The sequence below is a fragment of the Nibribacter ruber genome (assembly GCF_009913235.1).
Lineage (GTDB): Bacteria > Bacteroidota > Bacteroidia > Cytophagales > Hymenobacteraceae > Nibribacter > Nibribacter ruber.
Window position 1 is genome coordinate 2,473,174 of sequence record NZ_CP047897.1, and the last position, 13,550, is coordinate 2,486,723.

Annotated in this window: 14 protein-coding genes; 9 read left to right on the top strand and 5 right to left on the bottom strand. The window is 53.6% G+C overall.

From position 1 onward, the window contains the following. Positions 1-212 precede the first annotated feature (212 nt). A complete protein-coding gene (locus GU926_RS10375; RefSeq protein WP_160691554.1) occupies positions 213-3,779 on the top strand; it encodes a BamA/TamA family outer membrane protein in 3,567 nt (1,188 codons plus the stop codon). A gap of 93 nt (positions 3,780-3,872) precedes the next feature. Here the strand turns inward: GU926_RS10375 and GU926_RS10380 are convergent, their stop codons facing one another. Beyond that, on the bottom strand, positions 3,873-4,133 hold the full coding sequence (locus GU926_RS10380; protein WP_066506404.1) for a hypothetical protein: 261 nt from the start codon (positions 4,131-4,133) through the stop codon (positions 3,873-3,875). A 254-nt stretch (positions 4,134-4,387) separates the two neighbouring features. On the opposite strand from GU926_RS10380, the gene GU926_RS10385 reads away from it, so the two are divergent. Both GU926_RS10385 and GU926_RS10390 read left to right on the top strand, forming a co-directional pair. Beyond that, positions 4,388-4,648 (top strand): hypothetical protein, encoded by a 261-nt coding sequence (locus tag GU926_RS10385; protein WP_160691556.1) that lies wholly within the window; start codon positions 4,388-4,390, stop codon positions 4,646-4,648. A gap of 23 nt (positions 4,649-4,671) precedes the next feature. Beyond that, the gene (locus tag GU926_RS10390; RefSeq protein WP_232058292.1) at positions 4,672-5,772 is read left to right on the top strand and encodes an MBL fold metallo-hydrolase; all 1,101 of its coding nucleotides are present in this window, start codon (positions 4,672-4,674) and stop codon (positions 5,770-5,772) included. A 95-nt stretch (positions 5,773-5,867) separates the two neighbouring features. On the opposite strand, the gene GU926_RS10395 is transcribed toward GU926_RS10390, so the two are convergent. From GU926_RS10395 to GU926_RS10405, 3 genes are all read right to left on the bottom strand, one after another. Further along, positions 5,868-6,608, bottom strand: a complete 741-nt coding sequence (locus GU926_RS10395; protein WP_160691558.1) for a PRC-barrel domain-containing protein — start codon at positions 6,606-6,608, stop codon at positions 5,868-5,870. 26 nt (positions 6,609-6,634) lie between these two features. Then, positions 6,635-6,823, bottom strand: a complete 189-nt coding sequence (locus GU926_RS10400) for a hypothetical protein (protein WP_160691560.1) — start codon at positions 6,821-6,823, stop codon at positions 6,635-6,637. Between the two features lie 218 nt (positions 6,824-7,041). Next, positions 7,042-8,046, bottom strand: coding sequence for a hypothetical protein (locus GU926_RS10405; RefSeq protein ID WP_160691562.1), 1,005 nt, complete (start codon positions 8,044-8,046; stop codon positions 7,042-7,044). Positions 8,047-8,193: 147 nt separating this feature from the next. Between GU926_RS10405 and GU926_RS10410 the strand changes: the two genes are divergently transcribed. The 6 genes from GU926_RS10410 (at position 8,194) to GU926_RS10435 (ending at position 12,274) form a co-directional block, all read left to right on the top strand. Continuing rightward, positions 8,194-8,910: an SIMPL domain-containing protein gene (locus tag GU926_RS10410; RefSeq protein ID WP_160691564.1), complete on the top strand. Its 717-nt coding sequence runs from the start codon at positions 8,194-8,196 to the stop codon at positions 8,908-8,910. Positions 8,911-9,227: 317 nt separating this feature from the next. Continuing rightward, the gene (locus GU926_RS10415; RefSeq protein ID WP_160691566.1) at positions 9,228-10,376 is read left to right on the top strand and encodes a ribonuclease D; all 1,149 of its coding nucleotides are present in this window, start codon (positions 9,228-9,230) and stop codon (positions 10,374-10,376) included. Between the two features lie 15 nt (positions 10,377-10,391). Beyond that, positions 10,392-10,583, top strand: coding sequence for a hypothetical protein (locus GU926_RS10420; protein ID WP_160691568.1), 192 nt, complete (start codon positions 10,392-10,394; stop codon positions 10,581-10,583). A gap of 19 nt (positions 10,584-10,602) precedes the next feature. Further along, positions 10,603-10,989, top strand: a complete 387-nt coding sequence (locus GU926_RS10425) for a DUF6960 family protein (RefSeq protein ID WP_160691570.1) — start codon at positions 10,603-10,605, stop codon at positions 10,987-10,989. Positions 10,990-11,205: 216 nt separating this feature from the next. After that, complete coding sequence (locus GU926_RS10430) at positions 11,206-11,445, top strand: hypothetical protein (RefSeq protein WP_160691572.1); 240 nt, start codon at positions 11,206-11,208, stop codon at positions 11,443-11,445. Positions 11,446-11,821: 376 nt separating this feature from the next. Further along, positions 11,822-12,274: a hypothetical protein gene (locus tag GU926_RS10435; RefSeq protein WP_160691574.1), complete on the top strand. Its 453-nt coding sequence runs from the start codon at positions 11,822-11,824 to the stop codon at positions 12,272-12,274. Between the two features lie 9 nt (positions 12,275-12,283). On the opposite strand, the gene GU926_RS10440 is transcribed toward GU926_RS10435, so the two are convergent. After that, entirely contained in the window at positions 12,284-13,516 is a 1,233-nt protein-coding gene (locus tag GU926_RS10440) for an NAD(P)-dependent oxidoreductase (protein WP_160691576.1), read from the bottom strand. Positions 13,517-13,550: the final 34 nt, after the last annotated feature.

Here is a 13,550-nt window from a genome sequence, read left to right on the forward strand (position 1 = left end):
CCGCATTTCCCAATTCCGTGCCTCACCTCTACCGCATCTGGCCCAGCGTTCTGTGATTATCCAACCCAAAGCCCCCCAACCTGCGTAAACACGGCAAATATGGCCGGTAAGGCCTTCAAAATTTGGGTTCGGGGCAGAGGCGTTTTTGCCAGATTTTCCAGAAAACAGCCTAAAAACGACACGCCAACCCTAGAACCAGAACCATCCTGATTATGAGAATACACTTACCCCGCTGGGTAGTCCGATTATCGATTGTCACGTGCACCCTGCTTCCAGTGAGAGGTTGGGCACAAACGCCTTCCCTGCCTTCCTCTGAGGTAACGCATACCGTGCTTCTGGCCGGCCGATGGGCTCCCAACCAGACCTCTGCTGCGCCTTTGCCACTACTACAAACGCAACTGCAACAAGCAGGCAAAAAAAGTACGCTGGTATTCATTGGCAATCCCTTTCAGCCGGCTACGCTGCCTGGTGTGGCTGCGCCAGACAGACCTGTCCTGGAAGAAAAGTTGCGCGCGCAGCTCCAGTACCTGCAGGGTTTTGAAGGCAAAGTGGTAGTAATGCCCGGCGAACATGATGCCAAGGGCAAGGTAGTGCAGGAAGTGAGAAACCAGGAGCGCTATCTGTCTCAGGTGCTGGGCAACGACAAACTAATCCTACCAGAGAACGCCTGCCCCGGCCCTACAGAACTGGCCGTCACCGATGACGTGCACCTGCTGCTATTGGACACCCAGTGGCTTATGCCCAACCGCCGCATGGATGACAAAGAGGAGATGCGGGGCTGTGAGACTGTGGGCGGCACCGCCACCATGGCTGCCGTAGATGACGTCTTGCGCAGCAATGAAGAAAAGAACCTGTTGGTGATCATGAGCGTTTCGCCGGAGATGAAGGGGCTGGAGTACAAGCTCATGCACCGGCAGTTAGCCCAGATGTACACAGAGCATGCCGGCCTCATTCACGCCGAAGGCAACTCGCCGGCGCTCCAGCACCGCACCAAGGACAGCATTCATTACGTGAGCACCGGCCTGGGCGCCTCTAACATGAAACCGGTAAAGGATACCCACCCAGCGTATGCTTCCAACACGCCCGGCTTCGCTAAAATCTTGTATCTGGCCAACGGAGAAACCTGGCTGGAGATTTGGACTGCCTCAGACGTGAACAGTGCCCAGGGACAGGTAGCCTACAGAGCCAAACTGTCACAGAAACCCACCACCAAGCAGCTGCAGGAGAAGATTCAAAACATGAACCTGAGCTTTACGGGTAAGACTGCTACGCTGCCGGCCAGCCAGGTGTACAAAGCCAGCAAGTTCAGGGAATGGCTGCTGGGCACTAACTATCGGCCCGAGTGGAGCACGCCCGTTACGTTGCCGCTTTTTGATATTGGCGCACAGAAAGGCGGATTAAAGGTGGTACAGCGCGGGGGTGGTTTCCAGACCGTTTCTTTGCGCCTGGAAGACAGCACCGGCCGCCAGTACGTGCTGCGTTCCGTAGAAAAATACCCAGATGCGGCCCTGCCGGCGGTGTTCAGAAAAACCATTGCCGCCGATGTGGTGAAGGACCAGATCTCGGCTTCACATCCGTATGGTTCTCTGGTAGTGACGCCTTTGGCAGACGCCGCGGGCGTATACCATACCAATCCGCAGTACTTCGCCATACCCAATGATCCGCGCTTTGGCCGCTACCTGAAAGGGTTTGCCAACACCATAGGCCTGTTTGAAGAACGCCCCGACGAGGACATGTCTGACGTGGCCAGCATGGGCAACGCCAAGAACGTGGTGGGTACAGACAAAGTTCTGGAGAACACCCGTGAGGACCAAAATGACCAGGTAGACCAGATGAGCCTCTTGCGGGCGCGCCTGTTTGACTTCTTCATCGCTGACTGGGACCGCCATGACGACCAGTGGCGCTGGGCCGAGTTCAAGAAAGACGGCAAAGGCAAAGTCTACAAAGCCATCCCAAGGGACCGCGACCAGGCCTTCTTCGTGAACCAGGGCGTGATTCCTAACATTGCCAGCCGGAAATGGATTCTCCCCAAGGTGCAGGGTTTTGACGAGAGCCTAAGAGACATTGAGGGCTTCAACTTCAACAACCGCAATTTTGACCGCAGTTTTCTGACAGGATTGGAGCGTGCTGACTGGATAGCCATGGCAGACAGTGTAAAGGCTTCCTTCACAGATGAGGCCATTGACAATGCCGTGCGCCAGCTGCCCGATAACATCTATAAAATCTCAGGCCAGAGATTAGCCAGCACCTTGAAAGCCCGCCGCGCTTACATTAGAAGAGACGCCGAGGACTACTATGAATTCCTGGCCAAGCAGGTAGACGTGGCCGGCACAGATGAGGCCGAGTTCTTTGAAGTACAGCGCCAGCAAGACGGTACCACCGTTGTCTCTGTGTTCAAGAAAGACTCTGCCACTACCGCCTATTCTCCCAAGGACAGAATCTACCAGCGTCGTTTTCTCCCCGCAGAAACAGACGAGGTGCGTCTGTACGGTTTGGGCGGCAATGACCATTTTGTGGTGAAAGGTCAGGGCCAGGAGGGCATTAGGGTGCGTATTATTGGCGGCAACGGCCAGGACCAGGTCATAGACAGTTCCAACGTAGAAGGCCTGCGCCGGCTCACCTACATCTATGACCAGCCAGACGGCATCACTATTCAGGCGGGCACCGAAGCCAGAAACCTCACCCGGCACCGCCCAACGCCTACCTATGACCGCCTTAGCTACAAGTATGATTATTTGGGTCCGCTGGCCTCTTTCCAGTTTAACCGAGACGATGGTTTCTTATTAGGCGGCGGAGTTCTGCTGGAGAAACAGGGCTTTCAGAAGCAGCCTTTTGCCATGCGCCACCGTCTGGTGGGCAGCTACGCGTTTGCCACCCGGTCCTTTTTGGTGGATTATGCGGGGCATTTCACACGCGTGCGCTTAGGCTTGGACTTAAAGCTGAACGTCAACTTTAAGTCGCCGGGCTTCTCAGACAACTTCTTTGGCTTCAGCAATGAGAGCGAATACAATCCAGACATTGACATTGAGTATTACCGCTACCGCTCTTCTCAGTTGTACGTGAATGCCTTGGCGGGCCGAAAGTTAGGAGAACACGCCACGTTCTTTGCCGGACCTGCCTATCAGGCGGTGAATGTTGAGCGCACGCCAGAGCGTTTCCTTTCTACGCTGACCACCTCAGACAAACGGTACACAGACTACAATGACCCTAAAGCCTATGCGGGCGCCCGACTGGAATATGAACTGGACTCTAGAGACGTGGCAGCCCTGCCGGCCAAAGGCATGCACTGGGTCATTGGCGCAGACCTCATGAAAGGAACCAAGGCCACGTCTCAGGACTTCGGGCGCATTAACTCAGAGCTGTCTTTGTACCAGACCGTGCGCATTCCTTTCAAGCTGACCTTGGCCACGCGTTTTGGCGGCGGGCATACCTTCGGGGATGATTTTGAGTTCTTCCAGGGCCAGCACTTGGACGGCTTGAACACTTTGCGTGGCTATAGAAGAACCAGGTTCACCGGTCAGACGTCTTTTTACAACAACACAGAGGCCCGTTTGCGGTTGTTCACCTTTACCACGTACCTGTTCCCGGCCACGGTGGGCGTGTTCGGGTTCCATGACGTGGGCCGCGTGTGGGTAGACGGCGAGAACTCCAAAGATTGGCACACGGGATATGGCGGTGGCGTTTGGTTTGCCCCGGTCAACCAAGTAGTCATCTCCCTGGGCTACACCGTCTCAGAGGAAGACAAACTACCTTTAATCAAAGCCGGCTTCTTCTTTTAAGCCGCTACTCCATAAAAAAAACGGAAGGGGCTGACCAATGTGGTCAGCCCCTTCCGTTTTTGGGGTATTTCCTGGAAAACAGGCTAAAAACGCCTAGTTCAGGAACACAGAGAACAACTCAAAGCGGTTAGAGGAGAAGCTCCAGTGTGAGGGGCTAGGGTGAATCTCATCGCCAGACTCATCAATGATGGTCACGGCCATGCCCTCTTCCTGGTTTAAAGGCTCTGTAAAATGCTTAACGGTGTAAATATGCCCTTCCTCAATCCATTCCTCTGGATCAAAGGCGGGCGGTGTAGCATCTATGCATTTCGCATAAACGGCCATATAGCTGGGTGGATAGATCAAATTTACCATGACGTATAAACGGTGAACAGGTGTAAAAAATTCCGGCAGGTCACTCGCCCCCTACTCTTTCTCTTGCAAAATCCTCGCCAAGTTTAGGGGCTGCCTTTTGGTTATAACAAGTCTATAATACGAACTGTTTTCCAACTTCCAAAACGCGGCGGTACAAATTATCTTATTCCGGGGCACCCTCTTTTTTTCAGGAACGTACATTTAAATCTGGCTTAGCCAGTTACGTGTACAATACTCACCTTATCCATAAAACGATGGCACAAGAAGAGAACAAAGCCCAGAACCTGAATCTGGACGATAAACTGCCCAGAGGCAACTCCTCACAGCAGGACATGAAGCAGAACAAAAACGAGGAGCCCGGCGCGGGCGCCAAAGACAACGCCAGCGCCCAGCAGGGCGGTCAGCAACCGGGCAACAGCCAGGGCGGCCAAGGCGGAAAGTCAACCGACGGCGACGCCAACTCCCGCCATGACACCCATGATGAGCAAAGTGTATTTGGCCGGCTAGACAGCTGATTTCTCACCTAAACCAGACGTCTATGCAAGATCAGATTCAGCAAGTACTACAGCAGAAACAGCAGTCTACCTTTCCGGTGGCCCCAGGCATCATGGGCATGGAGATTGTCTTTGTGAACCTCTATTTTGTGGAGAACCCAGACGGCTCCTGGGTGTTGGTAGACGCAGGCTTGTACGCCTCGGCAGACCGCATCAGAAAAGCCGCCGAAGAAAAGTTTGGCAAGTCCAACCCGCCCAAGGCCATTTTGCTCACGCACGGGCACTTTGACCACGTGGGCGCCCTGCAGACCTTGGCAGACTATTGGAACGTGCCGGTGTTCACGCACCCGCTAGAGCTGCCGTATTTGACCGGTTTGTCCAGCTACCCTCCGCCAGACTCCAGCGTGGGCGGCGGCGGCATGGCCTATATGTCGTTCATGTATCCCAAGAAACCCATTACGTTCCATGGCAGGCTGGAGACGCTTCCGCCGGATGGTTCCGTGCCGTTTGCCCCAGAATGGAAATGGCTGGAAACGCCGGGCCACTCACCAGGACACGTTTCTTTCTTCAGGGAGCGGGACCGCGTGCTATTGGTAGGCGATGCCTTTGTGACCCGTAAACCAGAGTCTGCCATGGCGGTGCTCACCCAGAAGAAAGAAGTCTGTGGACCGCCAGCGTATTTTACGCCAGACTGGGATGCCGCCCGCGCCTCTGTACAGAAATTAGCCGGCTTGCGCCCTTTGGTGGCGGCCAGCGGACACGGTTTGCCCATGCAAGGCGAGCAGCTAGAACGGGAATTGTCTGACCTGGCGCGTTTGTTTGACCAACTGGCCGTTCCTAGCCAAGGGCGCTACGTGGGCAACCCCGCCATCACAGATGAGCGGGGCGTGGTAGAACTGCCGCCAACGGTTAAGAACACCGTGCCCAAAGTGCTGGCCACCGCGGGGCTGGTTGCCTTGGCCGGCATGGCCGCGTATTCTTTGGCCAAGAACCGCCGCAACGGGCGGGTGTCCAGGCAGCGGAAACGCTGGCCGGCCCAACCACATTTCCAGCACCAACCTGGCACCAATGCAACGGTAGGCCATCTGTACCATCCCTCTGCCAGTTACCTGGACATGCCAGACGCCACCAACAACTATCCGTAATCATGTTGAGAAGCATATAAAAAGAAGAAGGCGAACCAGATGGTTCGCCTTCTTCTTTTTCGTTTTTGGGCAGTTTTCCCCAGATCAGGGCAAAACTAGTACAAGCCTAGGGCTTTCCTTTTAAGAGCCGTGAACTCGTCATGGTTGATGGTGCCTTCATCCAGCATGCGCTTGAGGCGCTCAATGGTGGCAATGTCACCGTCAATGGCGCTGTTGCCCGCCATGCCCGCTGAAGAAGGAGAACCCATGTTTGACGAAGAGCCCACATTTGAATGCCTATCATGGTTCATGTCTGCATTGGTTGAGGAGCTTCTCTGGTCTAGGTAGTCATCTTGGTGGCGGCGTGTCTGGTAGAAACGGCTGTCGTCAAAAGACTCATGCTCATAGAAGTCATCATCTGGCGGCGTAGTGTGCGAAGACGTAGTCATGAACGAGGTGGTAGGACTGGTCACCGCGTGCAGCACGCGGTATTCATAGTCTGGCGTCACCTCGCCGCCCCGGTAAAAAGGATAGCGTGACAAGCCGGCCAGTTCCAGGCCGGTTACCCGCACCTCATCGGCAGACTCGTCTAGGTGGGCCGCGCCAATGGGCACCAGGATATGGCGGTCATCAGTGTCAGGCAGCAGCAGGTTGGGGTCTACGTCTACGTCCAGGTAGCGCACTTTCATGAGGGTCTGGTCCACGATGAGGTCGTCTACTTTGCCAATGCGGCGTCCGTCTGACCCAATCACCTCCCAGCCGCGCACGTCCAGGTTGTTGTCTGCTACTTTAAAGTTGCTCAGTTTATGCAAAGGGCGCAGGCGCACTCCCTTTGAGTAGTCATTATTCGTTGCCATGTCTCTTTCTTTTCTAGGTGAGAAGATTAAACACTGCCATTGTAGTAAGGTGACAGAGGCAGCACGAAAGAGGTGGGCGCGCCGTTGTACTCAGCGGTGTTGTTCTCTTCGTTGAGGTATTTGTAGAGCGCGTAGCCAATGATTGCCAACACCAGCAGAATGATCAGCCACATCCAGCCAGAGCGCTTTTTCCGTTCAACATTAATTTCAGCCATAGTTTTATTAGTTTAGGTTAGAAAGGCCACAAGGCCACTCCCTTGAGTACGCAGGTCTGGTAGAGAGGTTTGTTCTCAAGAACTTACTGCGGCGCTTTCCTAAACCAGATGGCTTTGCGCCTAAAAAGAAATGCGGTCGTTTTTGGCCTGTTTCTGAGAAAACAAGCCAAAAACGACCGCAGACAGGGAAAGATGTCTCCCGTCAGGCCAATGCCTTCTTACTTCTGTTCTGGTATCTCTGGGAATTCTATGAACTCGCCGGCGGGCGTAAAGAGCATGCTCATGGGGGCCTCAGTGTCTTTGAGGATGTCTTGCTGGGTCACGCCCCAGCGGGCCCAGGAAAGCGCCAGCATCTTGGCATAGGCGCTGTTCTCCCAAGGGTTGAAGATCACATCCGTAATATCATCAATCAAGGAGTCCATGACCACCACTTCGTCCTGGGGTTTTACGGGGCGCGGCAGGTAATCTGGAATGACGTTGAGCAGGTAGGCACCGTAGAAGACGCGGGCACTGAACTCGGCGGCCTGGATGGGTTGTAGCTTTCTGGGCTCCACCTCGGCCCAGACGCGGCGCATGGCCCGCTTGAGCAGCTCATTGTCCAGCAGGCAGCAGACAATGAGCGCGTTGTCCAGCCGCAGACTGATCATCATGGTGGTGAGGTCGTCCCTGAACTCAAAGCGGCTGGGCTCTGCGGCGGCGTCTACCTCCACTACAAAGATGGAGCCGGGCAGAAAATCTGCAAATGTCATGGGCACTCTAATGGACTGCAGCACCCTGAAGAACGCCTGAAACTTCATGAGCATCTTGGGCTGCTCGCTCACGGCGTATTCTGGCTTGATGAGCGGGTCCTGTTCCTTGATGAGTTCATTGATGAGCGTGCCGTAGAACATCTTGCCCAGCCACTGGAACAGCAGGGCCGGGTCCAGGGCGCGCAAGCCGGCCACGCCTCTTTGGGCGGCTTCCTGCACCTGGTCCTCCAGGGGCTGCACGTACTGGGTCTGGCACCGGCGGCAGCAGGGCACCTGCAGCTCTTGAAACTGCACCACGCTCTGGTCCAGCATCTGCAAAGGGCGGTCTGTGATGCCGTATTCCTGCATGAGCCACTCTGGAAACACCTGGGCGGTCTGGTCTGGAGTGATGGTGTTGCCGCACAGAAAACAGATACGGTACCCGAACCGCATGTTCTCAAAAGGGTCATAAATGGCCAGGTGTTGCTGCTGCATAAAGCTAAGGAAATGGTAAACGCTGGGACAAAGATACAAACCAAAGCTGCGTAAATACACCACCGCGGTGGTTACTTGCGTTGTACTGGTGCAAGGAAACTTCGGCATGGTCCTTGCGTTTGCCCGTTGGTACATTATAAAAACACTATGAAAAAGCTATTTCCCCTTTTTAGCATTGTCCTTTTCCTCTTACTATCTATGCAAAGCCAAGCCCAGACCACCGCTCTTCCGCCGTTGGTGACCGTTACCGGCACCGGTGAGGTGAAGGTACAACCAGACCAGCTCACGTTCATGATTGGCGTGGAGGTGCGGGAGAAAACCCTGGATGATGCCCGGCGAGTAGCCGACCAGCGCACCTCGGCGTTGATTGCCTACCTGAAAAAGAGCGGCATTGACGAAAAACAAATCCAGACCACGTACCTGTCTCTGCAACCCATGTACACCGGTGAGTATGGCCAGAGCACGCCCCAGTTCTACATGGCCACCCGCACTATGTCTGTCACCCTTAAGAAGCTAGACAAGTTTGACGAGGTGATGGCCGGCGCCTACAAGGCAGGTGCTAACCGCGTGGACGGCATTCAGTATTCCAGCAGCCAGCTTGTCAAGTACCAGGAAGAGGCGCGCAGCAAGGCCGTGCAACAAGCCAAGCAGAAAGCAAACCAACTGGCCGGCGACCTGGGCGCCAAGGTGGGCCGGGTGTATAACATCAACGAAGGTGGCCAGGGTCCTATGCCCATCTACGGAAAAATGGCCAGCCAGCGCATGATGGCCGAGTCTATGGCCGGAGACGCCAGCGGCACTACCTTGGCCGCCGGGCAGATCATCATCACGTCCTCAGTTGAGGTAAGCTTTGTATTGGAATAACCCTTGCCAAGACTTATGCGCCACGCGTTGGGTTGAATGTGTCTTTTGAGTTGCAAAATGGCAGAATAAGAACTTTTGAAATTCTCATCTAATCGCCGTCATGATGAGGAAAACCATTTGAAAAGCTCCTTACTCTTGTAATTTTTGCTTAGCACATCAAACTTTAAACAAGCCCATAAAACGCCGGCTTCTTCTTGCTTACAACAGGGAGCCGGCGTTTTTAGTGTATTTTCCGGAAAATACGCCAAAAACGACAACGCAGACTTTCCATTCAACGTCTCAAGCAAAGTGCCAAATCTTTGGTACATTTGAACGTTATGAATCAACCTGCATTTGTCTTAGAGGGCAGACCCGTTTACGTGGTGGATACGGCAGAGGCGCTGTCTGAGGCAGCTGCCCATCTTGGCCAAAGACCAGAACTGGCCCTGGACCTAGAATTTGACCAACACCATTATACGTACGGCTTCACGCTCTGCCTTATTCAGATCTCTGACGGGCACGCCTGCTTTCTGATAGATCCTTTCTCCTTAGAAGACCTGCAACCGCTCTGGGACGTGCTGGAGAACCCGGCTATTGTCAAAATCTTCCACCACGCCAACAATGACCTCATGCTCCTGAGCATGCTGGGCTGCCAGGTGCGCAACCTGGTTGACACCGCCGTGGCCGCCAAGATTCTCAACTACGCCAAGGCGGCGTTGGGCACCCTGCTGGAAGAAGAACTGGGTCTTAACCTGGACAAGTCACAGCAGATGAGCAACTGGACGCTTCGGCCCCTTACCAAGAAACAACTGGAGTACGCCGCCCTGGACGTGCTGCACCTGCACCCGCTCAAGGAAAAGATGCTGGGCAAGGTAGCGGACCTGGGACGATTGCACTGGCTGGCAGAGGAAGACAAACTGCTGGAATCCATTACTTTCTCCACGCCCACAGACCCGCATTTGAAGATAAAGTTTCCGCAGCGGCTCACGTACCTGCAGCAGTTCATCTTAAAACCGATTTATGATTTCAGGGATGAGCTAGCGCAGAAATGGAACATTCCGGCCGGGCAGGTCATCAATACTGCTGCACTCATGGCGCTGCTCAATGACCCTAGCCAGGATCTAAACCAGTGGCTGCACCACACGCGCGGCGTTCACGGCCGATTGCAGCAAGACCGCTATGAGGCCCAGCTGCAGCGCCTGCTCAACGGCTCACTGCAGGAGGCCAAGAAACGGCAGATTCCTAACCGGTTACCATCTAACCCGTACCCGCCCCGGTTCAAGACCCCAGAGACCGAAGCCCGCAAAGACCAGCTCTGCCTGGTGCAAAAGGCCCTCATAGACGCCTATGGTGCCTATGCCACGCCGCTACTCCTGGACCAAAGCACCATCACACACTACAGCCAGACCGGTGACTTGATCATTCAGAAGAACTACGCGCGCGAGATTGTTTTGCAGACGGCCGCAGACATGGGTATTGTACTGTAAGTAGCTGCCTGCACAATGAGGACTCTGTTCAACACCTTGCTGGCCATCTTGTTTGTACTGGTGATTTTGAACGTCATGTTCTGGGGGCTGGCCTATGCCTATGGCAGCGAGGTACCTTCTGCTACAGACACTAAAACCTTGCTCACCCTACTGGTTCTGGGAACTCTCATCGCCTTGGTTTTCTTCTTAAGAAGAAGATTTAAGTAGCCCAAAAATTTAATTAGTAATGCCCAAGAAGTCTATTGAGTTTGGAGTGTATCCGTGGTTTGCGGGGTATGGCTATGCGGCCATCCATCCGGCCAACCGCCATGAGTTTGAGTCTCTGGAACCGCAGAACAAGGTGTTTGAGAAGGTAAGCGAACTGAACGGCTGGTACCTGCTGCGCTACGGCGACGAGGAGTTCAAGGTACGCCCAGACTTTTACGCGCCCATTACCCCGCTTCCCTTCACGTTTGGCGAGTTTGTGCGCCCTGCTCAGCAACCCAAGGGCATGACGGCCCAGATCACAGACATTATCTGGAACGTGTCTGAAGATGCCGCCTATTTTGGCTTGCGCATTGGCAAACAACCTCTGGACGGCCTCTACCGGCAAAGTCAGCTCATGCCTGCCTAACCTACTTAGGCAGAACCGCTACTAAAAACTGTCTCTTACGGGAACGGCCTGCCAAAAAAATACGGCATTGCTCATCTGTCGTTTTTGGGCTTTTTCCTGGGAAACAGCTCAAAAACGAAGGAATAAAAGTAAATGGTTTTCAGGAGGATAGCGCATTTTTAATCTTTATGTGTTAGCTTCACGTATACCTTTCCCAAAACCAATAAAACAGAGACTATGAAAAAAGTAACCAGAGTAGCGGCGGCGGCCTTATTGGCGCTTACCTTCGGGTTTGCCTCTTGTGATTCTAAAACTGCTGAAAAAGCAGAAGACACTGTTGAAACCGCCGGAGACGAGGCTGGCAACGCTATGGAAAATGCCGGTGACGAAGTAGACAACACGCTGGAAAGCAAAGACACCGTAACCGTACAGGATACTACTGTCAATGACGGCGTAGCTGATAAAGTAAACCAATAACCCGCTTACGGGATACCTAGTAAGAAGCCCCGGCAGAACATTCTTCTGCCGGGGCTTCTTCTTTTTAGTGCATGCTGCTAAGTCCTTTCCCTACTCTTTTCCCTGGTTTCGTTTTTCGCCAGTTTTCTGGAAAACAGCCCAAAAACGACAAAGTCCCATCCGAACTTCCAGCAAATGATATGCTTCTGCGTAAGAGTATTTATTAAAGAAGATTCTAAAGGATAAAATCTATAATATTACGCGTTCTCACTAGGTATTAATACGTTACGCGTTTTCTAGGCAAATCATAAAATTATATTATTTGATAGAATAGTGCCAATAAAAGAGTTTACTCCTACCTTTGTGCATCCCCTGCCATGATCTGAAGAAGATTTAAGTGATTGTTACCTTCTCCTCACCCGCCGCCATCATCTCACAGAACAATGCCCAGAAGGTATTGCATCTGCAGTGGAAAGGACTGGTGTCTAGTTCCGTTTTCAGGCAGACACTGGAACATGCCCTCCAATTGATTACGGCCTCCCAGACGCAGTTCTGCATTTACAACACCAAAGACCTCTGGCCCATGGCGCTGCAGGACTATGACTGGATGACAGATGAGTTCCTGCCCAGGCTGTTGGAGTCGCCGTTGCAGAAAGTGGCCGTGCTGGAGTCTATCCATGAGCTGGAGCAGTTGAGCCTGCGGCACATGGTGTACGCTTCTTACATGGCGTTCAGCTTCAAGCTAAAATATGTAGATGACCTGGCGGCGGCCCTTACGTGGTTCAGCAAGAAGAACTTCAAAGGCAGCGTGTTCACCACCCCTGAAGGCTCTTTTTCTCCCGCTCTTTAGAATTTTCCCCTACTTGTTGTCTGCCAGTGTACCCATGGCGTAATCCTGCAGGTACTGGTACCGTTCTGTGAGCGCTCCGTCCTTGGCAATGGTGGCTCTGGCCAGAATCCCTTCCGTGTCGCCGTTCGCCAAAGGTCCCATGACGTGGGCCAACAGCTGGCGTCCAAAGTCTACCGAGGCATTTCTGGGCAGTTCGCAGGGCAGGTTGTCTACCGCCATCACCGTCACGTTTTTAGTGGAAGCATACGCCGGCTCTAGCTCCGTGGTCCAGGGATTATAGTCATAGGCCGGTTCTGCTATGGTAGACGCGCGCTTGGTGCTGGGAATGGGGCCGTCCACATCGCAGCTGATGTCTGCAATGGTGTTGATCTTGAAATCTGGCTCCCGCATGTCTTCTTTGGTGAAGAGCACGGGCGCGGCCGGGTTCCAGTAGGCGCAGCTCATGAGCAGGTCCGTTACTTTGGCAAACCGCAAGAAGGTGGACTGGTAGCGCTCTGGGTGCTGGTAGAAATCCTGTGTCTCAAAGGCGGTTGCTCCTGGCTTATGGTGGTAGTCTGAAGACCGCAGCTGCACAAACACGGGCTCCGCGAATTCTTTGTTTAGATACTCCGGCACGGTCACCTGCCTGATGCCCATGCGCTGCAATACCTCAATGGCGCCTAGCGCCACGCGGCCGCCGCCCGTCACGGCAATTTTGATGTTGGGCAGAAACCGCACCTTGAAAAACTCCTCTTCCATGTCCATCATATCCAGGCACTCGTGGGCTGGTTTCAGGTCAAAGAGGTTCCATTTACGACCGTAGGTCAAAATACCGTTGTAGGCCCCCACAATGCCGGCCCAGCGCCCGAAGGCCACTTCGCGCTCTCCTTTTTCATTGGTGATGAGCTCATAGTCTATGAGGGTGATGCCTTTTTCTAAAACCGCCCGTAGTAGTTTCTGGTTATGAGGTTGTTTCTTGATGGTATGCGAAAAAAAGAAATAGGTCTTGTTGGGAATGAGCTGGTCAATGGGCACTTCTTTCACGCCAAACAGCACGTCACAGTTGCTCAGGTCTTCGCGCAGCGGTATGCCCAGGTCTGTAAACTCCTGGTCTTTAAAACACCGGTGCGGGCTGGGTTGTACTACCAGCTGCACCTTGGGGTGCTCCTGCAACACCTGCAGACACTTCTTGGGAGAAAGGGGAACACGCTTGTCTACAGGCACCTTGCCTTCTCTTAAAACGCCTAGCTTTAATCTTGTCATATGCTTTTAAGGAGGATTCTACTCCTGGTTTGAG

Coding starts and splice junctions, on each gene's coding strand:
- GU926_RS10375 (WP_160691554.1), top strand. CDS start 213: ATGAGAATACACTTACCCCGCTGGGTAGTCCGATTATCGATTGTCACG.
- GU926_RS10380 (WP_066506404.1), bottom strand. CDS start 4,133: ATGGTAAATTTGATCTATCCACCCAGCTATATGGCCGTTTATGCGAAA.
- GU926_RS10385 (WP_160691556.1), top strand. CDS start 4,388: ATGGCACAAGAAGAGAACAAAGCCCAGAACCTGAATCTGGACGATAAA.
- GU926_RS10390 (WP_232058292.1), top strand. CDS start 4,672: ATGCAAGATCAGATTCAGCAAGTACTACAGCAGAAACAGCAGTCTACC.
- GU926_RS10395 (WP_160691558.1), bottom strand. CDS start 6,608: ATGGCAACGAATAATGACTACTCAAAGGGAGTGCGCCTGCGCCCTTTG.
- GU926_RS10400 (WP_160691560.1), bottom strand. CDS start 6,823: ATGGCTGAAATTAATGTTGAACGGAAAAAGCGCTCTGGCTGGATGTGG.
- GU926_RS10405 (WP_160691562.1), bottom strand. CDS start 8,046: ATGCAGCAGCAACACCTGGCCATTTATGACCCTTTTGAGAACATGCGG.
- GU926_RS10410 (WP_160691564.1), top strand. CDS start 8,194: ATGAAAAAGCTATTTCCCCTTTTTAGCATTGTCCTTTTCCTCTTACTA.
- GU926_RS10415 (WP_160691566.1), top strand. CDS start 9,228: ATGAATCAACCTGCATTTGTCTTAGAGGGCAGACCCGTTTACGTGGTG.
- GU926_RS10420 (WP_160691568.1), top strand. CDS start 10,392: ATGAGGACTCTGTTCAACACCTTGCTGGCCATCTTGTTTGTACTGGTG.
- GU926_RS10425 (WP_160691570.1), top strand. CDS start 10,603: ATGCCCAAGAAGTCTATTGAGTTTGGAGTGTATCCGTGGTTTGCGGGG.
- GU926_RS10430 (WP_160691572.1), top strand. CDS start 11,206: ATGAAAAAAGTAACCAGAGTAGCGGCGGCGGCCTTATTGGCGCTTACC.
- GU926_RS10440 (WP_160691576.1), bottom strand. CDS start 13,516: ATGACAAGATTAAAGCTAGGCGTTTTAAGAGAAGGCAAGGTGCCTGTA.